The organism is Mycobacterium sp. NGS34 (genome assembly GCF_059812845.1).
On sequence record NZ_JCALDM010000004.1, the window covers coordinates 27,301 to 49,915 of the forward strand.

At 67.3% G+C, this 22,615-nt stretch carries 22 protein-coding genes and 1 pseudogene; 13 read left to right on the forward strand and 10 right to left on the reverse strand.

Translation table 11 applies throughout. The features are described from left to right. Nucleotides 1-15: 15 nt before the first annotated feature. The 3 genes from AC5Y7V_RS11755 (at nucleotide 16) to AC5Y7V_RS11765 (ending at nucleotide 4,681) form a co-directional block, all read left to right on the forward strand. The gene (locus AC5Y7V_RS11755; RefSeq protein WP_499880222.1) at nucleotides 16-1,857 is read left to right on the forward strand and encodes a serine/threonine-protein kinase; all 1,842 of its coding nucleotides are present in this window, start codon (nucleotides 16-18) and stop codon (nucleotides 1,855-1,857) included. 97 nt (nucleotides 1,858-1,954) lie between these two features. Next, nucleotides 1,955-3,856 (forward strand): serine/threonine-protein kinase, encoded by a 1,902-nt coding sequence (locus AC5Y7V_RS11760; protein ID WP_499880223.1) that lies wholly within the window; start codon nucleotides 1,955-1,957, stop codon nucleotides 3,854-3,856. A gap of 75 nt (nucleotides 3,857-3,931) precedes the next feature. Next, nucleotides 3,932-4,681 (forward strand): DUF4190 domain-containing protein, encoded by a 750-nt coding sequence (locus AC5Y7V_RS11765; RefSeq protein ID WP_499880224.1) that lies wholly within the window; start codon nucleotides 3,932-3,934, stop codon nucleotides 4,679-4,681. Here the strand turns inward: AC5Y7V_RS11765 and AC5Y7V_RS11770 are convergent. Further along, nucleotides 4,671-5,810, reverse strand: a complete 1,140-nt coding sequence (locus AC5Y7V_RS11770; protein ID WP_499880621.1) for an FAD-dependent oxidoreductase — start codon at nucleotides 5,808-5,810, stop codon at nucleotides 4,671-4,673. The two genes, AC5Y7V_RS11765 and AC5Y7V_RS11770, sit on opposite strands and share 11 nt — an antisense overlap. Before the next feature lie 207 nt (nucleotides 5,811-6,017). On the opposite strand from AC5Y7V_RS11770, the gene AC5Y7V_RS11775 reads away from it, so the two are divergent. From AC5Y7V_RS11775 to AC5Y7V_RS11805, 7 genes and pseudogenes are all read left to right on the forward strand, one after another. Continuing rightward, nucleotides 6,018-6,464, forward strand: a complete 447-nt coding sequence (locus tag AC5Y7V_RS11775) for a DUF1003 domain-containing protein (protein WP_499880225.1) — start codon at nucleotides 6,018-6,020, stop codon at nucleotides 6,462-6,464. A 78-nt stretch (nucleotides 6,465-6,542) separates the two neighbouring features. Beyond that, on the forward strand, nucleotides 6,543-7,394 hold the full coding sequence (locus tag AC5Y7V_RS11780) for a hypothetical protein (RefSeq protein ID WP_499880226.1): 852 nt from the start codon (nucleotides 6,543-6,545) through the stop codon (nucleotides 7,392-7,394). Further along, entirely contained in the window at nucleotides 7,391-8,281 is an 891-nt protein-coding gene (locus AC5Y7V_RS11785; protein ID WP_499880227.1) for an alpha/beta hydrolase fold domain-containing protein, read from the forward strand. Before AC5Y7V_RS11780 ends, AC5Y7V_RS11785 begins: the two co-directional genes overlap by 4 nt. A gap of 113 nt (nucleotides 8,282-8,394) precedes the next feature. Continuing rightward, a complete protein-coding gene (locus AC5Y7V_RS11790; RefSeq protein ID WP_499880228.1) occupies nucleotides 8,395-8,775 on the forward strand; it encodes an NINE protein in 381 nt (126 codons plus the stop codon). 82 nt (nucleotides 8,776-8,857) lie between these two features. Further along, nucleotides 8,858-8,950 (forward strand): annotated as a pseudogene (locus AC5Y7V_RS11795) (DUF2510 domain-containing protein); the annotation flags it as partial. 339 nt (nucleotides 8,951-9,289) lie between these two features. Next, nucleotides 9,290-9,733 (forward strand): hypothetical protein, encoded by a 444-nt coding sequence (locus AC5Y7V_RS11800; protein WP_499880657.1) that lies wholly within the window; start codon nucleotides 9,290-9,292, stop codon nucleotides 9,731-9,733. 84 nt (nucleotides 9,734-9,817) lie between these two features. After that, complete coding sequence (locus tag AC5Y7V_RS11805) at nucleotides 9,818-10,492, forward strand: PadR family transcriptional regulator (protein WP_499880229.1); 675 nt, start codon at nucleotides 9,818-9,820, stop codon at nucleotides 10,490-10,492. Here the strand turns inward: AC5Y7V_RS11805 and AC5Y7V_RS11810 are convergent. Beyond that, nucleotides 10,489-12,192: a 3-ketosteroid-delta-1-dehydrogenase gene (locus AC5Y7V_RS11810; protein ID WP_499880230.1), complete on the reverse strand. Its 1,704-nt coding sequence runs from the start codon at nucleotides 12,190-12,192 to the stop codon at nucleotides 10,489-10,491. The two genes, AC5Y7V_RS11805 and AC5Y7V_RS11810, sit on opposite strands and share 4 nt — an antisense overlap. A gap of 101 nt (nucleotides 12,193-12,293) precedes the next feature. Here AC5Y7V_RS11810 and AC5Y7V_RS11815 point away from each other — a divergent pair, with 101 nt between their 5' ends. Continuing rightward, entirely contained in the window at nucleotides 12,294-13,418 is a 1,125-nt protein-coding gene (locus AC5Y7V_RS11815) for a 3-ketosteroid-9-alpha-monooxygenase, oxygenase component (RefSeq protein WP_499880231.1), read from the forward strand. 50 nt (nucleotides 13,419-13,468) lie between these two features. Next, nucleotides 13,469-13,726, forward strand: a complete 258-nt coding sequence (locus tag AC5Y7V_RS11820) for a ferredoxin (protein WP_499880232.1) — start codon at nucleotides 13,469-13,471, stop codon at nucleotides 13,724-13,726. Here AC5Y7V_RS11820 and AC5Y7V_RS11825 read toward each other — a convergent pair whose 3' ends face one another. From AC5Y7V_RS11825 to AC5Y7V_RS11855, 7 genes are all read right to left on the reverse strand, one after another. Further along, on the reverse strand, nucleotides 13,727-14,602 hold the full coding sequence (locus tag AC5Y7V_RS11825; RefSeq protein ID WP_499880622.1) for a cyclopropane mycolic acid synthase family methyltransferase: 876 nt from the start codon (nucleotides 14,600-14,602) through the stop codon (nucleotides 13,727-13,729). It abuts the gene before it with no gap. 286 nt (nucleotides 14,603-14,888) lie between these two features. Next, on the reverse strand, nucleotides 14,889-15,671 hold the full coding sequence (locus AC5Y7V_RS11830) for an SDR family NAD(P)-dependent oxidoreductase (RefSeq protein ID WP_499880233.1): 783 nt from the start codon (nucleotides 15,669-15,671) through the stop codon (nucleotides 14,889-14,891). Nucleotides 15,672-15,688: 17 nt separating this feature from the next. Next, entirely contained in the window at nucleotides 15,689-16,765 is a 1,077-nt protein-coding gene (locus AC5Y7V_RS11835; protein WP_499880234.1) for a hypothetical protein, read from the reverse strand. 86 nt (nucleotides 16,766-16,851) lie between these two features. Then, nucleotides 16,852-17,796 (reverse strand): alpha/beta hydrolase, encoded by a 945-nt coding sequence (locus AC5Y7V_RS11840; RefSeq protein WP_499880235.1) that lies wholly within the window; start codon nucleotides 17,794-17,796, stop codon nucleotides 16,852-16,854. Nucleotides 17,797-17,800: 4 nt separating this feature from the next. Beyond that, entirely contained in the window at nucleotides 17,801-18,670 is an 870-nt protein-coding gene (locus AC5Y7V_RS11845; protein WP_499880236.1) for an SDR family NAD(P)-dependent oxidoreductase, read from the reverse strand. After that, nucleotides 18,667-19,146, reverse strand: coding sequence for a nuclear transport factor 2 family protein (locus tag AC5Y7V_RS11850; protein WP_499880237.1), 480 nt, complete (start codon nucleotides 19,144-19,146; stop codon nucleotides 18,667-18,669). Before AC5Y7V_RS11850 ends, AC5Y7V_RS11845 begins: the two co-directional genes overlap by 4 nt. 84 nt (nucleotides 19,147-19,230) lie before the next feature. Then, nucleotides 19,231-19,845 (reverse strand): TetR/AcrR family transcriptional regulator, encoded by a 615-nt coding sequence (locus AC5Y7V_RS11855; protein ID WP_499880238.1) that lies wholly within the window; start codon nucleotides 19,843-19,845, stop codon nucleotides 19,231-19,233. A gap of 218 nt (nucleotides 19,846-20,063) precedes the next feature. Between AC5Y7V_RS11855 and AC5Y7V_RS11860 the strand changes: the two genes are divergently transcribed. Beyond that, complete coding sequence (locus AC5Y7V_RS11860; RefSeq protein ID WP_499880239.1) at nucleotides 20,064-20,966, forward strand: hypothetical protein; 903 nt, start codon at nucleotides 20,064-20,066, stop codon at nucleotides 20,964-20,966. Here AC5Y7V_RS11860 and AC5Y7V_RS11865 read toward each other — a convergent pair. Further along, the gene (locus AC5Y7V_RS11865; RefSeq protein WP_499880240.1) at nucleotides 20,950-22,566 is read right to left on the reverse strand and encodes an acyl-CoA synthetase; all 1,617 of its coding nucleotides are present in this window, start codon (nucleotides 22,564-22,566) and stop codon (nucleotides 20,950-20,952) included. The two genes, AC5Y7V_RS11860 and AC5Y7V_RS11865, sit on opposite strands and share 17 nt — an antisense overlap. Nucleotides 22,567-22,615: the final 49 nt, after the last annotated feature.

Genomic DNA, 22,615 nt, shown 5'->3' on the forward strand with positions numbered 1-22,615 from the left:
ATCTACGATTCGGCCATGGCGCTCGAGATCGGTCAGGTGTTTGCCGGATACACCATCCTGCGGCCGCTGGGCTCGGGCGGCATGGGGCAGGTGTATCTGGCCTCGCACCCGCGGTTGCCGCGCGAGGACGCGCTGAAGGTGCTGCCGACCGAAGTCACCGCCGATCCCCAGTACCGGGAGCGATTCGAGCGGGAGGCGGAGCTGGCCGCCGGGCTGTCCCACCCGCACATCGTGGCGATCCACGACCGCGGCGAGTACGAGGGCCAGTTCTGGATCTCGATGGAATACGTGCCCGGCACCGACGTGGCCCGGTTGCTGCGCGAGCAATTCCCGGACGGGATGCCCGTCGACGACGCGATGGCGATCATCGACGCGGTCGCCTCGGCGCTCGATTACGCGCATCACCGGGGCCTGCTGCACCGTGACGTGAAGCCGGCCAACATTCTGGTGACCGACGCGGACGGACAGCCGCGGCGAATCTTCCTGGCCGACTTCGGGATCGCGCGACGCGTCGATGACGCCGCGGGGCTCACGACGACCAGGATGGCGGTCGGCACGGCGGCCTACGCGGCGCCCGAGCAGCTGATGGCGGGGTCGGTCGACGGCCGCGCCGATCAATACGCCCTGGCGTGCACCGCATTTCATCTGCTAGCCGGGGCGCCGCCGTTCGGCGGCCCCAACCTCGCGGTGGTGATCGGCCAACACGTCAGCGCCGCCGCGCCGTCGATCGGTGCCCACCGCCCGGAGCTGACGGGTGCGGATCCCGTCTTCGCCACCGCGCTGGCCAAGGATCCGTCCGGCCGGTTCAACAGCTGCGGGGAGTTCGCGCAGGAATTGGGCCGGCACCTCGAGATGGCCGACGCGGATGCCCAACAAGCGTCGGGCCCGACCGTGCTTGCGCCGCAATGGGTGAAACCCTCCGTCTGGCGGCGGGTGGGCCGTCGCCCCGCGGTCCTCGCCGCGGCCCTGGCCGGCATCGTGTTACTGGTCGCAGCCGGCGTCGTGGCACTGCTGAAGTTCACCGGTCCGCGCAGCCCGGCCCCGCCGGCGAGCCCATTCACGGGCACCTATCGGGCCGATTTCGGGCTGAACATGGCTCTGGAGGACGCGCCGGACCCCGGTTCCCCGCCGGCGGTGACCAGCACGTACGGCCTGCGCTCGGTGTGCCGACCCGCCGGCTGCGTGATGACCGCGTCCCGCCTCGGAGGGGAAGCGGTGGCGCAATCGACGATGGTGTTCGATCAGATCGGCGCGGCCTGGGTCGCGGTAGCCGTCGCGCCGGACTCGTGCCGCGAGGCGACTGCCGAGTTCTGGCAGGTCTTCGTGCTGCGCCCCCGTCCCGACGGCGGCCTCGACGGCGAATACACCGCGACGGCCGCCAACGCCTGCGCGAACAAGCGAACCGTGACCTTCACCCGCACCGGCGACGTCGACGTGAAAACGCTTCCCGATCCGGGCGCCCAGCCACCGCGGGCGGTGTCGCCGGCCCAGGGCCTGCGCGGCCGTTACCGCGTGACCCGAATCTTCGCGAACGGCCTGCCGCAACAGCAGCTGAACACCGCGGTCGCGACCTATTGCCTGCGCACCGCCGACCGGTGCATGAGCTACTTCCACGAAGCGTCGGCCGACCAGCCGCTGGTGTTCGGAGACGGACGCTGGACCTGGAACGTCGACGCCGACGTCACCTGCCCGCACTCCGGGGGCACCGCGCGCATGAAATCCAACGGGGTCTATCCGCTGCCGCAACCGCCCGGGGACCCCATCGCCAAGCTCACCGGCCGCGCTCACCAGGAACAGAGCGCGCCCTGCGAGGTCAACACGGACTTCGACGAAACCTTCACGCGCACCGGCGATTAAGGGGAGGGGCGGCGCAGCGTGGTTTGCCCGGGCGGCGCGGCCCCGTATTCGTGGCGAATTTAGCTGCCGCTGCGGCTTGAGCATTTACGATTTGCCCATGTCGCTCGAGACGGGTCAGGTGTTTGCCGGGTACACCATCGTGCGGGTGCTGGGCGCGGGCGGGATGGGCCAGGTGTACCTGGCGGCGCATCCCCGACTGCCGCGCGAGGACGCGTTGAAGGTGCTGCCCGCCGACCTGACGGGCGACCCGGAATTTCGGGGCCGCTTCATGCGGGAGGCCGAGTTGGCGGCCGGGTTGTCCCATCCGCACATCGTGACGATCCACGACCGCGGCGAGGAGGACGGCCAGTTCTGGATCTCGATGGACTACGTGGCCGGCACCGATGCGGGCCGGCTACTGCGCGACAACCCGGGCGGGATGCCGCTCCAAGACGTGGTGGCGATCATCACGGCGGTCGGCTCGGCGCTGGATTACGCGCATGGCCGGGGGTTGCTGCACCGCGATGTCAAGCCCGCCAACATCTTGCTCACCGATCCCGACGGTCAGGCGCGGCGGGTGTACCTCGCCGATTTCGGGCTCGCGCGCCACATCGATGACGCGACCGGGCTGACCGCGACCAACATGACGGTCGGCACCGTCGCATACGTGGCGCCCGAGCAGCTGAAGGGGCAGCGCGTCGACGGGCGCGCGGACCAATATGCGTTGGCCTGCACCGCTTTTCACCTGCTGACCGGGTCGGCGCCGTACGTCGATTCCAACCCGGCGGTCGTGATCAGCCAACACATCAACGCCGCCCCGCCCTCGATCGCCGCCCGCCGTCCCGAGCTCGCGGCGCTGGATCCCGTGTTCGCCACCGCGATGGCCAAGGAGCCATCCGAACGCTTCGGCAGCTGCCGCGAATTCGCCGACCAGCTGGCCCGCCAGCTGGGCCCGGGCTTCACCCAGCCCGGCGACATTCCATTCCCGGACACCCAACCCCGGATCGACGCGACCCTGCCCGCCATGCGAACCCGCCGGCGCCGCCCCCGGGCGCTCATCGGCGCACTGGTGGGCGTCGCCTTGCTCGTGGTGGCCGGTGGCGTCTTCGCGGGCGTGAAGCTTCTCCGACACCCGCAGCCGGGCCACACCGCCCCGGCCAATCCCACCGCCGCGCCGGGAAATACCGCCGCCGCGACGCCGAACACCGGGCCCTTCACCGGTGTCTACCATGTGCGCTTCGGCCAGGGCACCACGCTGGAGGGTGTCCCGGGTCAGGGCGCGGCGCCGGAGACGGACACGTACGCGGTCCGTTCGGCCTGCGGGTCGAACGGTTGCCGGGCGACCGCGCAACGCGTCGGCGGCGAGCTGCGGCTCGCACCGAGCGCGGTTTTCGACGAGGTGGACGGGCGCTGGGTGGCCGTGACCATCGGCTCGGACAAGTGCCGGGACGCCCCGGCCGAGGTGTGGCAGGTGTTGACGCTGCAGCCGCGGCCGGACGGCACCTTCGCCGGCGAATACCGCGGGGCGTCGGCCAACGCCTGCAACGAAAAGCGGACGGTGACCTTCACCCGGTCCGGCGACGTCGACGTCAACAAGCTCCCCGACCCGAACGCGCTACCGCCGCGGGTGGGCTCGCCGGCCGAAGCGCTGCACGGCCGCTACCACCTCGTCCGAAAATTCAAGGCCAGGATCGCGCCGCAGCAGTCCGACCAAGCCGTCGTCACCGACTGCCTGCGCACCGGGGACCGGTGCATGAGCTATTTCCACTCGAAAACGATTGACACACCGCTGGTGTTCGAGGGCGGGACCTGGACCCTGCACGTCGAGCACGACGACAACGATCCCGGCTGCGGCGGCGCCGTCTACGCGCGAGCTACCGGCCAGTATGCGCTGCCGCAACCGCCGCAGGATCCGATCACGCAGCTGATCGGCCACGACCATCTGGACGAGTCGTCGGGCCGCTCCGACTGCCAATGGAGCGTCGACTTCGACGAAACATACACGCGCACGGGCGATTAGCGGCCCCAGATCGCGACGGGCCGCCGGCGAGCGCCTCAATGAGGCGCGACGACACCGCCGGTCGTACAGTTAGGCATGTCGCATCCGATGGACCCGGGCCCGCCGCCCCCGTACCAACCGCCCCCGCCCCAGGGCGGATATCCGCCGCCTTACCCGGGGTCCCGCCCGCCGGCGCCTTACCCGCCGCCGTACCCGCCGAGTCCGTATCCCGCGCCGTACCCGCCGGGCCCGTATCCGCCGCCGGGCTACGCGCAACCGCCGCAGGCCCAGACGACCAGCGGATTTGCCATCGCCGCACTGATTTTCGGCGCTTTCGGGGGAATTCTGCTCGGCGTCATCTTCGGTCTCATCGCGCTGGGCAAGACGAAACCCGGTGGGCAGCGCGGGCGAGGATTGGCGATCGGCGGGCTCGTGCTGTCCGGCGCGTGGGCGGTCGGCATCGCCGTCCTCGTCGCGGTGGTCGCCTTGTCGCCGACGCACTCGGTCAGCGCGCGGGACATCAAGGTCGGGGACTGCTTCGCCGAGCTGCCGCGGGGAAACCGCATCTCCTCGGTGGACACCACCAGCTGCGACCGGCCCCACGCGGCGGAGGTGGCCGGGATCGTGACCGTTCCCGACGGGCCGTTCCCCGGCGAGTCCGGCTTCGGTGCCTACGGCAAGGACTGCAAGGACGACTTGGCGTCGTACTCGCCGACGGCGCTGCTGGATCCCGACATCGACTTGGCGATCATGCCGCCCACGCGGGAATCGTGGCAGCGCGGCGACCGCGCCATGGTGTGCGTCGCGACGTTCACGACCAAGCGAACCGGGTCCATCAAGAGCTGAGCTCCCGAAGCGGCTGATTTTCGCGGATCCCGCGATACATGCCCCATCGGACGATCCACGGCATCACCACCCGCTCGACCGACCACGACGGAAACCGAAACGAGTGGCCCGTGGGCAAGAAGACCTCGAGCCCGTTGGGCTGGATGCCCACCAACGAGCCCCAGCGCCGGCCCGGAGTCCGAAAGGCGCGCAACTCCCGGCCTGCGAACTCGGCGCGAATGTTGTTCGCTACCAACGAATCCCCACGATTGCGGGCCGAGCTGCGCAGCGGGTCGGTGGCCGCGACGTCCCCCACCGCGAACACGCCCCGGTGGCCGGGCACCCGCAGCTGCGGCGTCACGCGAACGAAGCCGCGCTCGTCGAGGAGTTCCGGTGGCAGCCAATCGGTGTTGGGCCGCACCCGGCCTATCGCCCAAAGCACGGCGTCGGCCGAGGCCGGGGGTTGGCCGGTGCTCCATTCGACCGGTTCCCCGGTGATCTCCTCACCCGAGAAGCCGTCGGCGATCTGGGCGCGGTGGCCGGGGTGCAGGCCCACGCCGAGGCCGGTCAACCGGTCGCGGATGCGCCGCCACGTCGCCGGGTGATACTCGCCCAACGCCCGCTCGCCGGGGAAGTAGAGGTCCACCCGCTTGCCCGGCCAGGTGGTCGCGATGTTGACGGCGCTGCTCACCGCGGCCGCCCCGCCCCCGACGACGATCACCGACTGGGCGGCCGCCAGCCGGTCATGGGCGGCGCGCAGCTCGGCGCCGATCTCGTTGGGCGACTGCAGGGTCGGGCGGCGCCAGAAGCCGTTGCTGACGCCGGTCGAGATGACCAACGCGTCGTATTTCTCGGCAACGGGCGTGCCGTTCTCGCGCCGGCCCAACACCGTGCGGGCCGCAAGGTCGACGCCGGTCAGCGTGGCCTGCACCGTGCGCACGGCGTCCAGGCGGCGGAACCTGTCGAACGGGATCCAGTAGTCGCGGGCCCAGTCCTCGGGGCGGGAGAGCCGGACCCCGAGTTCCTGGCCGCTGACCAGCGCGGGTTTGGCGGAGATCCCGACGACGTCGGCGTGCCGGGCCAGGCGGATGGCGGTCAGGACACCGACGTCTCCCAGTCCGGCGACGACGACGCGCTTGCGTGTCGGAATCACGCGCGGCGCGATTCGCTTGTGCCGCTGAGGCTTTCGGTCGGCCGGGCCGCTACGACGGCGTCCATGCGGGCCTCCTTACGCGCGTGGTGGGCAAACTGTAACACGTTCTAGATATGCGCCATCCGGCGTCGGATCGCGGGGGAGTCGGATCAGTAGCATTAGCCAGCGGCGCGCGCCGCCACGGCACCGAAAGGAACGGGTCCCATGACGACACAGGCCGATGCCCATCACCACAGCCCGCAACTAATTCCGCGCCGGCTGCTGCGCGGCGGGCAGGCGCACCACCCGGCCGTCCTGGAGGAGGCGCGGCGGCGAGGCGCGGACCTCCAGCTGCGCCTGGCCGACCGGATCACCGCGTTCGCCGGGTCGATGAACTTCGTCTGGCTGCATGCGGCCCTGTTCGGCGTATGGATGCTGCTCCTGGAAGCGAGTCCATGGCCCACCCTGACCCTGGCGGTGTCACTCGAGGCGATCTTCCTGTCGACCTTCGTGATGATCGGCCAGAACCGTCAGGCGGCGTTCCAGCAGGCCCGGGCCGACCATGACTACCAAATGGAGGACTTGGAGCTGAAGACCAACACCGAGCTCACCCGCGAGATCCACCTCCTCACGCAGGAACTGCACCGGCGCTACATCGGACCGCCGAGTTAACGACGGCTACGACACGCAGTGAAAAGCGTTGCCAGAGCGGGTGGTGACACGAACCACCGCTCTAATGTGGGGGAGCAGATGGAACTACAGGCGACGATGCGGCCACGTGTGGACGCCGCGCTGCGTGCCGCGGCGCGTGCGACGGCACCCCGCCCCGCCGCGGCCAGGCGGGCCGCCAAAGACCTGCAGCAAAACCTCGGGCCGGCGGTCCGCGCCGAGATCCGCTGGGCGTTCACGCCGCCCCGCAACTGGCTGATGGGGGTGGTGGCCAACATCGTCTTCGCCGCCGCCTGGTTGCTGGTGCAGCCACTCACGCCGGGGCGTCACCACCACGACTGGGCCGTCCTGGTCGGCACGTACTTCTCCTCCTGGGTGCTCGCGGACGTCACCACCACCAACCTGCTGGGCGCCGACCACTACCGCGTTCAACAGGCTTTGTCCGACGGGGTGCCGTTCTGGCGAGTGCTCTTGATCAAGAACCTGGCACTGCTCATGATCGTCGGGCTGCCGACGTTGCTGACGGCGATGGTCCTCACCCTCTGGTTCCAAACGCCCGGGAGCCTGGCGGTGACGATCCCCACCGTCGCGGTACCCATCGTGTCCTGGCTGGGCGTCGGTAACTTCTTCTCGGTGCTGCACCCGGTGAGCGTCGAGCCGCTGCTTCGGCGCTGGCGCCAGCGTGCCGATCGTCGCCGCACCGGCGCCTGGATCCTGGCGCTGACCCTGCCGTACGCGCTCTACTACGTCGCCGACCCGATGAACGGGGTGGAGCACCGCCTGCTGTGGACGAAAGTGCCCGCCCTGATCTGGCCGGTGTTCGGGCGCGACACGAAGAGCTTCGTGCATTTGGCCATCGCCACCACGGTCTGGATGGTGGGAACGGTCGCCGCCCTGGTGTGGGTGCGCAAGCGGGGGGTCGAGATCAGGTGAGCCTGAGCTGGAGGAGCCGGGCGCTTCCGGCGGTTATCGGCCTGACGCGGGCGCGCCCCTATCGCAGCGCGCAAAGCGCCCGCGATCACATCGACCGGCGCGCCGCGCATCCGCAGTTCTACGGGCCCCCGCCGGGATTGCCCAAGGACGTCAACCTGCACCTGGATCGGCACTCGGTCTGGCCGATCTACACCCTGACCTCCGGCGCCTCGCGCACCGTCCAGCGCACGGTCGTCTACCTGCACGGCGGCGCCTGGGTCAACGAAATCGCCTCGCAGCATTGGAAATTGGCGGCCCAAATCGCCGCCGACGCGCGAGTCCAAGTCGTCGTGCCGATCTATCCGTTGGTGCCGTTCACCACCGCGGCCGAGGTGGTCCCCACGATCGCCGAACTGGTGGCCGAGAAGGCCGCGGCCGACCACTCCGTGTGCCTGGCCGGGGATTCCGCCGGGGGACAGATGGCGTTGTCGGTCGCGTTGATGCTGCGCGACGAGCGCGGCCTGGTCCTGCCCGAAACGGTGCTGATCTCGCCCGTCCTGGACGTGTCGCTGACCAACCCGTTGATCGACGCGGTCGACGATCCGTGGCTGACGCGGGTGGGCCTGCTGGAGTTCGCCGGCCGCTGGTGTGGTGACCTCCCGATGACCGACCCGATGGTCAGCCCCCTGACCGCCGACCTGTCCGGCCTGGGACCGCTGACCGTGTTCAGCGGCACCCGCGACATCCTCAACCCCGACGCGCGACTGCTGGCCGAAAAGGCCGCGGCGGCCGGCGTGCAGATCGACTACCACGAACAGCCCGGCCTGGTGCACGTCTACCCCCTCACTCCCACCCGGGAAGGCCGCGCCGCACGAGCGCTCATCGTCGATCGGTTGCGGGAGGACTAAGCCCACACCGGACAAATCCGGCCCGGCGGTGCGATGATTGGCGTCATCGCTGAGCCCGGCTAAATCGGTGAGCCGCACACGCATTCATCGCCTTCAGCAGAGAGGGAAACACAATGACTGAACAGCCGTCGCCCGGGTGGTACCCGGACCCGAGCGGCCAGCCCGGCCAAATGTATTGGGACGGCCAGCAATGGCACGCAAACACCGCCGCCGCCGGCTCGGGCGTCGCCCCGTACGGCGGCGCGCCGTTCGGCGTCGACCCCTACGGCCGGCCGCTGTCGGACAAGAGCAAACTCCTCGCCGGGCTGCTGCAGATCTTTGTGGGCAGTTTCGGGGTCGGTCGCTTCTACCTCGGCTACACCAACATCGGCATCGCCCAAATCGCGGTGTCCTGGCTGACCTGCGGGGTCGGTGCCGTCTGGCCACTGATCGACGGAATCATGATCCTCGTCGGCAAGGTGCCCGACTCGGAGGGGCGCCCGCTGCGCGACTGACGAGCATGGCCGGGCCTCGCAGGTGGCCGCGCGTATTCTCGCGTTTGCGGGTGCAGTTCGGTCAACAGGGGAGGATCCGCCCATGACGACGCCCAGCCAGCCCGGTTGGTACGACGATCCACAAGACCCCAACGCCCAGCGTTACTGGGACGGTCGGACCTGGACCCCGCAGCGACAGCGCAGACCCGATGTGCGCGCCCCGCGACCACCGCTCAACCGGCCGCAGCAACCCCCGCCCCCGCCCTCTGCCGCGCCGACCCAGGTCACACCGCTGCAGCCCCCGCCGCCCCGCCCGCCCGGGTCTAATCTGCCCTCGGCGGCGCAGACCCGCGCGGCGCCCCTGCCACCCCTGCCTCCGCGCCCGCCGGCGCCGACAGGGCCCCCGCGCTCGCCTCAGCCGGCCAATCGACCGCCCCCGCCCGGCTATTCACCGCCCGGCTCACAGCGAAGGACGCCATCCGGTCCGCAGAATCCGGACGCCGGCGCACCCGAGGTCCCTGAGAGCCTTGCGGCGGTGAAGGCCGTCGCGGCAAGGATGTCGGTGCCCGCCTGGATCGTGTTCGGAGGACTTCTCGTCACCGTCATCTCGATCTTCCTGCCGTTCGCGACGGTCAGCCTCAAGCTGTTCGGCAGGACCCTGAGCTCGCACGGGGCGGCCGCCGACGGAACCGCGAAGTTCGTCGTCATCCTGTTGGCCGTCGTGGCCGCGTTTTTGGCGTTGCCGGCGCTGTGGGGATCCCGAATGCCGGCCAGCCGGCTCATCGGACTCAGCGTGGCGGTCGGCCTGCTGGGTGCCCTGACGTTCGTCTCGTTCCACACCGTGTCGACGAAAAACAACGAGGGAGAAGGGTTCGTGACCGTGACGCCGGCGTTCGGGCTGATGGTGTACTCGGCGGCCGTCATCGTCACTGCCGTGGGCGTCGTGCTGCTGTGGATGGATCGGTCGAAGAGCAGGTAGGCCGAAGCACGACGCGGTAATTCGATGTCCCGGCCAGCGGTCCTTCGGGCGCGTTCGCGCGACCGGCGTTGTTAATCTTGCGAAATGGACGACAGCGACAAGCGGGTGAAGTCGGCACTTGCCGCCACCAGTTGGGCGCTGCTGGGCATGATGTCCTACGAAGAGGAAGTCTCGGGGTACGACCTCAAAAAGTGGATCGACTGGAGCGTCGACCTGTACTACTGGAGCCCGTCGTACAGCCAGATCTACACGGAGCTGAAGAAGCTCGAGGGTCTTGGGCTGGTGACATCGCGGGTCGAACACGACGAGGGCGCCCGCAGCCGCCGGCTCTACAAGATCACCCCGGCGGGGATGGACGCCGTCACCGAGTGGACTAATGATGCACCGGTGGATCCGCCGGTGCTCAAGCACAGCGTGCTGCTGCGAGTCACGTTCGGCCACCTCAGCAACCCGGCCCGACTCAAGGAACTGCTGCAGGAGCATGTCGCGTATGCGGAAGCCCGACACCAGAAAGCCGTCGAGGACGCCGAGGGGGCCGAGGCGGAACCTGCCTGGGCGTATTCGGTGATCGCCCTGCGCTGGGCGGCCAAGTACTACGCCGCGGAGCGTGAGTTCGCGCTGGAACTGATGAAGGACATCGACGAGGCCGACGCCATCATCCAGAAGGCCGCCAAGAGCGGTTTCGGTACACCACGGCCCACGCCCGGCTACTGGCGTGAAATCGAGAAGCAGGTCGAGGCCAGGCGCACGGCCGACTAGGGCTTGCCGGCCGCGTCGAGCGCCGCGATGTAGGCGTAGACCAGTCCCTGCGCGATCGTCGCGCCCGCGCCCGGGTACGTCGTGCCAAATGCGTTGGCGGCGGTATTGCCGATCGCGTACAGCCCGGCGATCGCGCTCCCGTCCTCGCGGAGGACCCGCGCCCGTCCGTCTGCCTTCAGGCCGCCGCAGGTGCCCAGATCGCTGAGCACCAATTTCACGGCGTAGAACGGGCCCTTGGCCAGCGGACGCAGGTTGGGGTTCGGGGTTATCGTCGGGTCTCCGTAGTAGCGGTCATAAGCGCTGCGTCCCCGGCCGAAATCGGGATCCTCACCGGCGCAGGCGCTTTCGTTGAAGCGGGTCATCGTCTGGACGAACTCCGGCACGGGAACACCGATGTGTCCGGCCAGTCCGGAGAGGCTGTCGGCCCGCGCGGCGATGCCCGCGTCGTACCACGATTGCGGAAGCCGCATCCGCGGAAATAGTTCCGCGCCAAACACATAGCTGTTGCGGTACTGCTGATCGAAGACGATCCACATCGCTTCGATCGGGCTGCCCGACCGCTCCAGTTCGAGCAACCGCTGGCCGAATGACATGTAGTCGGTCGACTCGTTACAGAACCGGTGGCCGTGTTGGTCCACGATCAGGCAGCCGGGAAGTGACCGCTCGGCGAGCATCACCACGGGCGCCTTGCCGGGCAGCGGCGCGACGGCGGGGAACCACCACGCCTGATCCATCAAATCGATGCCCGCGCCGAGCTCTTGCCCCGCGCGGATGCCGTCGCCCGTATTGGATTCGGCGCCCAGACTGAAGTTGGCGCCCAGCGACTCCGACTGGAATTTCCACCGCATATCCATGCTGTGGTCGAAACCGCCGGTAGCCAACACCACCCCGCGCCGAGCGGTGACCGTCACCTCACGGCCGTCGTGGTTCAACACTGCGCCGCTCACACGGCTACCGTCGCCGTCGAGTCGCAGCAGCGTGGTGTCGGTCCACACCGGGATGCCGGCGCGCAGCACACCCGCGAACAGGCCGGCCGTCAGACCCTGGCCGCCCGCCGCGTAGCGTCGGCCCAGCAGACGGCCGCCGAACCCCTGGGCCACCCGCTTGGCGAACGTCGGAATGCCCTTGCGGGGCAGCCGAACCACCAGGTTCATCCAGCGGTAGTCGGCACCGGTCGTCGGGATCGAGACGCCGGCCTCGAGCACACCCGGTCGCAGGCGGGCGCGATACTCGCCGAGAATCGATGTGTCCAATGGCAGGCACTCGCAGGTGCGTCCGGCCGCGCTGCCACCGGGCTCCTCGGGGTGGTAGTCGGAGTAATCGCGAGCCCAGAAGAGGCGCAGCGGCGTCATGCGGCGCAGCATTTCGACCGTCGCGGACAGGTGGGTCAGAAAGCCGGCGGAACGCTCCGCGGGCGCCGAGCCGGCCACCACCGCATCGAGGTAGGTCGCGGCTCGCTCGGCGGTGTCGTTGGCGCCGGCATCGGCCAGCACCGGTCCCGCGGGCAGCCACAGGGCGCCCCCGGACCGGGCGGTCGAGCCGCCCACGTAGGACGACTTCTCGACGATCAGCACCGACAGCCCCAGCTCATGCGCGGCCAGCGCAGCGGCCATCCCGGTGCCCGAGCCGATCACCAACAGGTCGACCGAGGTGTCGGCCACCGCCAGTCCGGCGGGAATCGTCGCGCTGTGCTCAGTCACGCTGAGAACGGTATGCCGCGCCGACGCGGCGGTGGAAGAGCCCTCCTGATGAGTGGAACACGCCGCCACCGCGGCTCCGCCCGCGGGCTTCAATAGCGCATATGACATCGCAGTCCGACGCCGGCGCAGTTCGGCTCATAGAAGCGCAGGCCACGCCGACGCGGTTTGCCCGCGGCTGGCACTGCCTCGGCCTGGTCAGAGACTTCGGTGACGGCAAGCCGCACGCGGTCAACGCTTTCGGACAGAAGCTTGTCGTGTTCCGCAGCGCGGACGGCAACGTTAACGTCCTCGACGGCTACTGCCGGCACATGGGTGGTGACCTCTCGCAGGGCGAGGTCAAGGGCAACGAGATCGCGTGCCCGTTCCATGACTGGCGCTGGGGCGGCGACGGGCGGTGCAAGCAGGTTCCGTACAGCAGGCGCACCCCGCGTCTGGCCCGCACGCAGGCCTGGAACACGCTCGAGCAGGACGGCATGTTGTTCGTGTGGAACGACCCGGAACGCAACCCGCCCACGCCCGAGGTCAGTATCCCTCGCATCGAGGGTGCCACCAGCGACGAGTGGACCGACTGGCACTGGTACACCACGGTCGTGGACACCAACTGCCGCGAAATCATCGACAACGTTGTGGACATGGCGCACTTCTTCTATATCCACGGCTCGCTGCCCACGCATTTCAAGAACATCTTCGAAGGACACGTGGCGACGCAGTTCATGAACAGTGCGGGCCGCCCCGACCTCGGCGGCACCGAAGGTGCGCAGATGCTCGGCACTACCTCGGTGGCGTCCTACTGGGGCCCGTCCTTCATGATCGACGACCTGATCTACCACTACGCCGACGCCGACCACCACACGGTGCTCATCAATTGCCACTACCCGATCGATGCGAATTCCTTTGTGCTGCAATATGGCATCATCGTCAAGAAGTCCGAAGCGTTGCCGGCCGATCTCGCGATGCAGACCGCGATCAGTCTCGGCGACTTCGTCAAGCTGGGTTTCGAGCAGGATGTGCAGATCTGGCGCCACAAGGCCCGCATCGACAATCCGCTCCTGGTCGAGGAGGACGGTCCGGTGTATCAGCTGCGTCGTTGGTACCAACAGTTTTATGTCGATGTCGCCGACGTGCAGCCGGACATGGTGGACCGCTTCGAGTTCGAGCTGGACACCACACGGCCCTACGAATCGTGGATGAAACAGGTCGAGGCGAACCTGGCCGCCCAGCCGTGATGACGCACGATTCACCGATAAGGGAAGACAACCGCCTGGACCATATGCCGATGATTGCGTTGGCGTGCCAGACCTGCGGTGCGCAAGTGCTGGCGAGAAAGAGCAGCTGGAATCAGACCAGCGTGCAGTGGACCGCCGACGCGACCGCCAGGTGCGCCGAACGCCTTGATGCGGAGCGGATCTCGCTACCGGGTAGCCGGGGGGTGTTCCTCGGCTGCTCGGCGCTGAGCGAGTCGATAGCCGACGCGGTGCGGTGCGGCTCGTTGCCAATCGTCGGCGATAGTCTGCGCCACAACGTAATTCGTTGATTATCCCTTTTCCAGCGTGAACTGGCACAAATCGGTGTACCCGTCGCGGAACAACTCGGCGCAGCCGGTCAGATACCGCATGTAGCGGTCATAAACCTCTTCGGATTGGATCGCGATCGCTTCGCTCTTGTGCGCTTCGAGGGCCGCCGCCCACATGTCGAGCGTTCTCTTGTAATGCGGCCGCAGCCGATGGATCCGGCTAACCGTGAACCCGACCTTGGTGGAATTCTCCTCGACCATTTCCACCGTCGGCAGCCGGCCGCCGGGGAAGATCTCTTCCAGAAGGAATTTCACGAAGCGGATATGCCACATCGTCAATGGAAGGTTGCGCTGCCGGATCTGCTCGCGGCTTAACACCACGATCGTATGGAGCAGCATGGTGCCGTCGGCCGGCAACAGGTTGTAGGCCCATTTGAAGAAAGGGGCGTGGCGGTCGTAGCCGAAATGCTCGAGCGGGCCGATCGCGACAATCCGGTCCACCGGCTCGTGAAACTGCTCCCAGCCCTGCAGCAGCACCCGCTTGGAACGGGGGCTGTCCGACGCCGCGAACAGCTTTTCGACATAGGCCACCTGGTTCCTGCTCAGCGTCAGGCCGACGACGTTGACGTCGTACTTCTCCAGCGCACGGACCATCGCCGAGCCCCAACCGCAGCCCACGTCGAGCAACGTCATGCCCGGCCGAAGGCCAAGTTTGCCCAGCGACAGGTCGATCTTGGCGACCTGGGCCTCTTCCAGCGTCATGTCGTCGCGCTCGAAGTACGCGCAGGTGTACGTCCGCGTCGGGTCTAGGAACAGCGCGAAGAAGTCATCGGACAGGTCGTAATGGGCCTGCACGTCCTCGAAGTGGGGCCGCAGGCGTTGCGCACTTTCTGGCATGCGTCCTCTCGCAACGGCTCGGGCGGGTAGCCCCCGCCGCTTCATGCCGACGTGGGTCGCCGCGACTAATCCGCACCATTCGGTAAGGGAGGCTACACGAATTCGGCCCCGTAACGGGGTAGCGAAACCACGAGATTTAGGGCATTTTTGTCGGCGGCGACGCGGTTCTCAATTGCGACGATCATTGCGCCGTCGAAAGAGGCCGCCACGTGTTCGGAAATCGATTTCTACGCAATCGTTTGCGATCGCGGAATCCGACATACGTGAGCCGGTTCGGCTTCGGAGTTCAGGCGTGCGCGCCGCCGTCGATCCGGATTTCGGTGCCGGTCACGAACGCGCCGTCGTCAGAGGCCACCATGGCGACTACCGACGCGACGGCGCTCGGGTCACCCAGGACCGGGTTGTCCTTCCCGTGCAGGAGCGGGGTCTGTTTGGCCCAGAGGCCGAGGTCGTAGCCGTCCGGCATCTTGTCCAGGGTGCTGAGCGCGAGCGACGTGGAGACCCCGCCGGGCTGGATGTTGACCGCGCGCAGCCCCTGTTTGGAGTACTCGAGCGCCAGCGAGTGGGTGAATGACAACACTCCGCCTTTGCTGGCGGCATAGGCGGCCATGTAGGGATGTGCGAACGACGCGGCGGTGGAGGTGAAGTTCACCACGACGCCGCGACCCGAGTCCAGCAGCGCCGGAAGCGCCTGCCGGGTCATCAGAAAGGTGCCCGTCAGGTTGACCGCCAGGGTGTCGTTCCAGTCGGCCAAAGTGTGCTCGTGCGTGTTGGCGCAGCGCTGGATGCCGGCGGCATTGACCAGCACTTCCAGCCCGCCGAGCCGGGCCAGCGCCGCATCCACTGCGGCCGCTACGGCGCGCTCGTCGGAAATGTCGAGGACGGCGGTGGTCAGCCGCTCACCGCTGCCGGCATCGTCGGCGGTGGCCGCGGTCCGTGCCAGCCCGTCCGCCGAGACGTCGTAAGCCACGACTGTGGCGCCCTCATCGAGCAGCCGGGCCACCGTGGCCTGTCCGATTCCGGAGCCGGCGCCGGTCACGACGACGCGTCTGTCTGCGAAACGATCCATCACCCAAGCCTTTTCGGTCATGCCGGCTGGAATGCGCTGAGTGGGGCTTCCTCGGGATAGATCGCCGGGCCGCCGAGGTCGTACGCGGCGTTGAGGGCGCTGACGAACGACGGATCGTGCAGCGGTTCGCTGGGGATGTCGAGCTTGACGCCCTTGCTCTCGAGGTCGTCGACCATGATGTCGATGGCCTTCTCGACCGAAAGGTCTTCGGAGCCTTCCATGTTCTTCTTCAGCTCGTCGTAGTCCGCGAACACTTCGGCCGACCAGTGCACCAGGAAGCGCAGTTCGTCGGTGTGGTGGCGCGCGATGACGTTGTCACCGTTCTTCAGCAACCAGTGGTCGCGGTGACTCGGGTCGCCGGTGAACATGGTGTCGAATGCCAGGCCGGCGGGAATCTGTTGAGCCAGCGGTCCGTTGGCCTCACCGCGGTGCACCATCATCTCGTTCTGGACGACGATGCCGCGGTTGTTGATCGGGGGCAGGATGCGCTTGGGCGCCCTGAGCGGCCCATCGGGCCAGTAGGTGAAGCCGCTGCCGGCATCCAAGGAGAACCAGGTGATTACCTGGGCCATCTTGATCAGGTAGTCCTGGAAAAGCCCGGATTTGCCCATCACGCTGGTGAGCCAGGTTGGGGCATTCTCGTGCCGCACACCGCGGAAACTCGGCGAATCCAGGTGCCCCGGGTCGCGGTTGGCGCACGGACCGTTGATGTTGAACAACATCAGCTGCGGTTTGGCGTATTCGGCTTTCCAGTAGGCCTTGGCCAGCTCCAGGAAGCGCTCGTTGTAGAAGCAGTCATGCAGTTGCGGGTAGAGCACCGCGCCGTAATTGGCCAGGTAGCCGCGGAAAGTCGGGGTCAGGAACAAATCCAGCGACGGGGTGAATCCCTCCGGGAACATCCCACTCATCGTGGCGATCAGCTCGTCGGCCGACGCGAAGTGTTGGGCGATGATCAGCTTCCACGGGCCTTCCGTCCGCACCACGTCGAGCATCCGCTCGCGCTGGTCGTCGGTGTAGACGTCGTCGATTTCGCGTGGCGCTGCGGCCGGCCGCAGCACGTCGGAAAGCGCCATTCGCCGCTCGTCGGTGAGCATCAGCTGTCTCCTTTGCAGTTCTGCAATCGATCGATTGTGGGCAGGGTCAGTGCGATACGGCCGATCGTTGCCCGGTCACCGGGACGTCAAAAACGAACGGGATGGCTGAACTTGGCCCGCAGCAGCGCGCCGATCTCGGCGATGGCCAGCCGGCCGCGCGCGGTCGCGTCGGAGCGCATCAAAAACCCGTGGTACACGCCCGGATAGCGGGTGCAGGTGGTCTGCACGTCTGCGTCGCGCAGCCGATCGGCGTACCGCTCGCCCCAGTCGCGGATGGGATCGCAGCCGCCGGTCACCACGATCGCCGGGGGAAGTCCGGACAGATCCGAGGCATAGGCCGGCACCAGATAGGGGTCGGTGGGCGGACCCGCGTCACCGTCGACGAGCGCGTGCATGTAGTCGATGTCGTCGCGCGCGAGTAGCGGCGCATCAGCCAGCGCGGCAATGGAAGTGACGGACATGTCGCGATCCAGCCCGGGATACAGCAACACCTGTGCACAGATCGCCGGCCCGCCGCGGTCCCGGGCGGCCAGCGCGACTGCCGCGGCGAGCGAGCCGCCGGCGCTGTCGCCGATCACCGCGAGCCGCTCGGGGTCGATGCCCAGCGCGGCGGCGTTTCGGCAAACCCATTCGGTCGCCGCATAGGCGTCGTCGAACTGCGCCGGCGGTGGGAACTCCGGGGCCAACCGGTAGTCGACCGCCACGACGGTGGCTCCTGACTCCGACGCCAGCTCACGTGCCAGCGGTTCGAACGAGTGATTGGAGCCCATCACCAACCCGCCGCCGTGGAAGTAGACGAGCACCGGTTGTGCGCGATCATCGATGGGACGGTAGATGCGTGCCGGGATCGCTCCGGCCGGTCCGGGGATGGAAGCCCCAGCGACGTGGGCCATTTCCGGCATCGCGTCGGGCAGGGGAGCGGATTCCAGCCCGTCACGCACCGCCGCCAAACCGCGTCGGCGCATGGGCGGGACCTCACCGAGGGATGCGACGCGCGTGGCGGCGTCGGGATCCAGCGTGGGCGTCACCATGTCATTACTTTGTTGCGCCGAAGCGGCTTTCGGTGCGCAGCGCCGGCGGGCGTTGTGAGGCAAGCACATCGGCCCGCTCGGCCATCGCGGCGCCCACCGTGTCGGGGTGGGTGTGCAGGTAGAAGCGACCGTCGGTGGCCTGCCGGAACAACGTCTCGGCGGCTTCCCTCGGGTGCATGGCCGTCGCCTTGAGGTCCAGCATCGCGGAGCGTTGCGCTTCGGAGGCGACCACGTCACCGGCACCGTCGGCATCGATCCCGCCGGCCGATTCGAAGATGTTGGACGACACGGGGCCGGGCAGCACGGCTTGCACGTGAATGTGATTGGCGTGCCCGGCGGATTCGACCTCGAGGTACAGGCACTCGGTCAACGCCAGCACCGCGTGCTTGCTGACGATGTAGGGAACCTGCAGCGGAATCGCCACCACCGCGCCGACCGACGCGACGTTCCACACCCACGCCCGCTCGCCCGTGGCCATCATCCTCGGCAGGAAAGCCCGCACCCCGTAAAACACGCCGCTGACGTTGATGTCGATGGTGCGCTGCCAATTGGCCACCGGGGTGTCCCACAGATATCCGAACTGTTCGACGCCGGCGTTGTTGACCAGCAAGCGCACCGCGCCGTGGTCCCGGTAGACCTCCTCGGCGAGGTCCTGCACGGCGTCGGGGTCGCGCACGTCGCAGACGACGTCGACCGCCGACCCACCGGCGGCACGGAGTTCGTCGGCGACCCGCGCGGCCGCCGCCCCGTCGATGTCCGCCAGCACCACGGTCATCCCCAGCCCGCCGGCGTAGCGCGCCAATCCGGCGCCGAGGCCGGAGCCGGCTCCGGTGACGACGGCGACCCCGCCGGAAAATCCTTCTCCGGCGGTCACGAACCCGCGGTGCTGTCGGCGGCCAACTCGGCGAGCAGCACCGAGTTGGTGGCGTCGAGGACGACGTCCATCTCGGTGAACTGAAGGCCGCCGGCCCCGCGCCGGACGCCCACGTTGACGACCCCACTGGACACGGCGAACGGCACGAAGTTGACGATCTGATTGACGAAAATGTAGAACCGCGCCCGGGTGACGTCACCGTCGGTGCCGGTGCGGTGCACGTTCGTGGCGTGGTGGCGCAGCGGATACGGGCTCTGCTCGCGGTGCTCGGTCAGCCATTCCATCACGGCTTCGCGGCCGCGGAGCTCGGGTGACATCAGTTCCTCGAAAGGACTTGCGCCGGAGTCGCTTCGGGTCAGATAGTGCACGTCCTCGGCGTAGCCGGCTGCCATCTCGTCATAGTGGGCCTCGTCGTAGTGGTACCAGAAGCCGGCGATGAACTCCTGCAATTCGGGCAGCGTGATGTCGTTGGCCATGGAGCCAGTCAACTCCGGGTGTGGCCCGGGTGACAGGCCCATGCCCGGTCAGTGGAACGTGGTCTCGCGTGAGAATGTGCGCACCTATCGCGGACCGACTGGAACGGGCGACAGTGATGCAAGTGTCATCTCGATGCCCATTCGCAACCCGGATTTCAAGCGGCGGAAGTTGCCGTCCTGCACCCAGCGAACGTATGCATGTCTGCAGCATTGGATCACGAGTTGCGCCGGCAGCTCGCGGTGAAAGGGGTCCGCACCGAGATCGAACCGTGCGGCAAGAAACTCTGAGATGGGCTCGGCCAGGTTTTGCCCCCAATCAAGCCAGCGCAGTCGGTACTGCGGGTCTTTGATCATCAGCGCCAGGAACCGGCGGTCCGTCTCAACCTGCCCGCGCTTGGGGACTTCGGTGCTGAACGCCTCCACCAACGTGTCGACGGCATTGCTCGTGGGTGGCGCGTCTCGGAGGACTTGAACGCTCAGCCTGCCGAACTCACGAAACAGTGGCATGACGACGTCTTCTTTGACCGGAAAGTGGCGGTGGAAGGTGCGAGGCGCGATGCCGGCCGCCTCGCAGATGCGCTCGACGGTCGCGGACGTCGACCCTTCGGTCAGAAAGATGTCGCGCGCAGCCATCGCGATATCCAAGCGGAGCTGCTCCGCGCGCCGTTCGCTCAGAGTCTGCTTGATCGGCGCACTCACATCGGTCTCCTTTTCGGCCTAGGGCTGAATCGTGAGGGCATCCGGTATCCCACTCAGTGGCCATCTTGAGTGATCCCGTGCTCTCGAGTGTGCCTAACATGCTGGTGTCAGATTCTGCCATGCAATGCAGAATCTGACAGAAATCGAGCTCCACGAGATCGTCACCATCGTCTCGATTCCCGGAGGGGCGCGACATCCGCTACAGAGGAGGAACTCCAATGACCGTGGCAGAAGGCGACCTGAATTATGACGACTACACGCACGACTTCATGGGCAAAGTCGGCAACATTCAGGATTTCTCGAGGGGGTTCCTGCTGGGGCTGGCTCGCGTCTTCGAGGACACCCTGAACTTCGTTCCCTACGCGCATGTAACCACCTACGCGCCAAAGGTGGGCATCGGCGCTGCCATGGACGTTGCCGCCGAGGTGTCACGCGCCGGGATGCGCCAGGTAATGCCCATGGGCCGCTTTATCGCGCCCCCAGGGTGGGATTGGAAAAATGCCCAGTACCAAGCCATCCCGTTCGATGTGCAAACGGAAGACTTCACGAAAGAAGCCCTGATCCGGCTGATCAAGACCTACTGGGACCAGTACCTCAAGGGGCACAACTACTTCATCGACCAGTGGACGAAGATCATCCCGGAAGACGAAGTGTGGCTGGGTCTGCCAGACATGTATCAACTGATCATCGATTACGAATACCCCAAGCTGGCCAAAGTGCTCGGGATCGAGCCCGTGCATGTCGTCGACTACCTCAAATTGGCCTGCCTCAGCATCGACGGGACGCTCGGCTACGGCGGTGAGTACATCGTGCACAATCCCGACCACGTGGTCCTCAACATGCGTCGATGCGAAGTCTTGCAAAAATACACCGACGAAGGCCTCTACCCACCGGCACGTGCCTGGATGAACTGCACGTTCGAACAGCGGATTTCCGCGCCGTTCTTTCCCGGATGCAAACTCGACATCAACTTGCCGCCAAAGGATTTCAAGTTTGCCCAAGGCGAGCCATTCTGCGTCTGGACCTACACCCGCGGCGAGGAAAACCATCGAGCTGCCGCGGCCGCGCCCGACCCCCGGGCCAGCGCCATGAAAAAGATCCCCATCATCCCCGTCTCCTGACCGATTCCACAGCCTCGGCCCTGTTAGTCGTAGAACCGAAACGTTTTCGCAGCTCGCGTTTGAGCAGCTTTCCGCTCGGATTTTTCGGCAACGAATCGACGAAGAAGAAGCGCTTGGGCGTCTTGAACCCGGCCAGGTGCGCCCGACAATGCGCGACGAGGTTTTCCTCGGTCAGCGTTACGCCGTCGCGGGGAACGATCGCCGCCACCACGGCCTCCACCCACACCGGGTGCGCCAGGCCGAAGACCGCGACCTCTCGAATGCCGCTGTGGCGGTAGAGGACCTCCTCGACCTCGCGACTGGCGACGTTCTCACCGCCGGTCTTGATCATGTCTTTTTTGCGGTCGACGACGTGCAACAGCCCGTGTTCGTCGTAGCAGCCAAGGTCGCCCGAGTGGAACCAGCCGCCCCTGAACGCCTCGGCGGTGCGTTCCGGGTCGTCCAGGTAACCCAGCATCAAATGTGGACTGCGGTGCGCGATTTCACCGACGACCCCGGTGGCGACCGGGATGTCGCCTTCGCCGAGGATCGCCGTTTCGACATTGGCGACCGGACGGCCAGCCGAACCGGCGTGCGCGTCCTGTTCATCGGGGCCCAGCGCGGAGGCCAGCGGTGCCATTTCCGTCTGCCCGTAGAAATTCCACAGCCGCAAATTGGGCAGCCGTTGCCGCATCTCGGCCAGGATCTCGACCGGCATCGCCGAGGCGCCGTAGTAGCCCTTGCGCAGGCTCGACAGGTCCACCTCATCGAATACCGGTGATCGGAGCAGCGAGATCCACACGGTCGGGGGAGCGAAGTAGTTGGTGACGCCGTACCGCTCGATCGTGCGCAGCACCGTTTCCGGGTCCGGTCCCGGCAGGATGATGCTGGTGGCGCCGAGGTAGATGTCGGTGGCCAGGAAGTTGTCCAGCTGCGCGCAGTGATAGAGCGGCAACGAGTGGATTTCGACGTCGTCGTGGGCCATCTCGCCGGCCAGAATGGTGCTCACGTACTGCCACATCAGGCTGCGGCTGGTATGCATGGCCGCCTTCGGGTGGGACTCGGTGCCGCTCGTGTACATCAGCCGCACCAGCTGGTCGTCGTCGATGTGTGGGTCGGGCGCAGCGCTGTCGGTGGTCAGCCACTGCGCGAAATCGTCCCAGCCGGACGGGCTGTGCTGACCGGCGGGCGCGAGAGCGACCCGAGTCTTGACCACACCGCCGCGCCGCATCGCCTCTTCGGCCGTCGCCGCCAAATCCGCTTCGACAACGAATCCGCTGGCCCGGCTGTGGCCGAGGATGTAGGAGATCTCCTCGGCGGTCAGCATGAAGTTGACCGGGACCAGAACCACCCCGGCCCGGGCCGTCGCGAATGCCAGCACGGCATACTGCCAGCAATTGTGCGACAGGACAGCGATGCGATCCCCGGGCCCAAAGCCGTTGTCGTGCAACGCCGCCGCCGCGCGGTCGACCAGCCTGTCGAACTCGGCGAAGCTCAGCACGACGTCGCCGTCGATTACCGCGGTCTTTTCCGGGTGCCGGCGAGCCGACCGGCGGGGGATATCGCCGAGCCCGTGGCTGCGTGCCCGCGCGATGACCGCGTCCAGGTCGTGGGGCTGCATGTGCGCCACGTTAGGCGCCGGCTCAGCGTCGGGGTCCGTCGGCGTCCCG

Excerpts from the sequence above, each read along its gene's own strand:
- AC5Y7V_RS11835 (WP_499880234.1), bottom strand. The coding sequence starts at position 16,765 with ATGCTCACCGACGAGCGGCGAATGGCGCTTTCCGACGTGCTGCGGCCG.
- AC5Y7V_RS11840 (WP_499880235.1), bottom strand. The coding sequence starts at position 17,796 with ATGGTGACGCCCACGCTGGATCCCGACGCCGCCACGCGCGTCGCATCC.
- AC5Y7V_RS11850 (WP_499880237.1), bottom strand. The coding sequence starts at position 19,146 with ATGGCCAACGACATCACGCTGCCCGAATTGCAGGAGTTCATCGCCGGC.
- AC5Y7V_RS11780 (WP_499880226.1), top strand. The coding sequence starts at position 6,543 with ATGGAACTACAGGCGACGATGCGGCCACGTGTGGACGCCGCGCTGCGT.
- AC5Y7V_RS11760 (WP_499880223.1), top strand. The coding sequence starts at position 1,955 with ATGTCGCTCGAGACGGGTCAGGTGTTTGCCGGGTACACCATCGTGCGG.
- AC5Y7V_RS11825 (WP_499880622.1), bottom strand. The coding sequence starts at position 14,602 with ATGCCAGAAAGTGCGCAACGCCTGCGGCCCCACTTCGAGGACGTGCAG.
- AC5Y7V_RS11805 (WP_499880229.1), top strand. The coding sequence starts at position 9,818 with ATGGACGACAGCGACAAGCGGGTGAAGTCGGCACTTGCCGCCACCAGT.
- AC5Y7V_RS11765 (WP_499880224.1), top strand. The coding sequence starts at position 3,932 with ATGTCGCATCCGATGGACCCGGGCCCGCCGCCCCCGTACCAACCGCCC.
- AC5Y7V_RS11815 (WP_499880231.1), top strand. The coding sequence starts at position 12,294 with ATGACATCGCAGTCCGACGCCGGCGCAGTTCGGCTCATAGAAGCGCAG.
- AC5Y7V_RS11865 (WP_499880240.1), bottom strand. The coding sequence starts at position 22,566 with ATGCAGCCCCACGACCTGGACGCGGTCATCGCGCGGGCACGCAGCCAC.
- AC5Y7V_RS11775 (WP_499880225.1), top strand. The coding sequence starts at position 6,018 with ATGACGACACAGGCCGATGCCCATCACCACAGCCCGCAACTAATTCCG.
- AC5Y7V_RS11830 (WP_499880233.1), bottom strand. The coding sequence starts at position 15,671 with ATGGATCGTTTCGCAGACAGACGCGTCGTCGTGACCGGCGCCGGCTCC.
- AC5Y7V_RS11790 (WP_499880228.1), top strand. The coding sequence starts at position 8,395 with ATGACTGAACAGCCGTCGCCCGGGTGGTACCCGGACCCGAGCGGCCAG.
- AC5Y7V_RS11820 (WP_499880232.1), top strand. The coding sequence starts at position 13,469 with ATGATTGCGTTGGCGTGCCAGACCTGCGGTGCGCAAGTGCTGGCGAGA.
- AC5Y7V_RS11860 (WP_499880239.1), top strand. The coding sequence starts at position 20,064 with ATGACCGTGGCAGAAGGCGACCTGAATTATGACGACTACACGCACGAC.
- AC5Y7V_RS11755 (WP_499880222.1), top strand. The coding sequence starts at position 16 with ATGGCGCTCGAGATCGGTCAGGTGTTTGCCGGATACACCATCCTGCGG.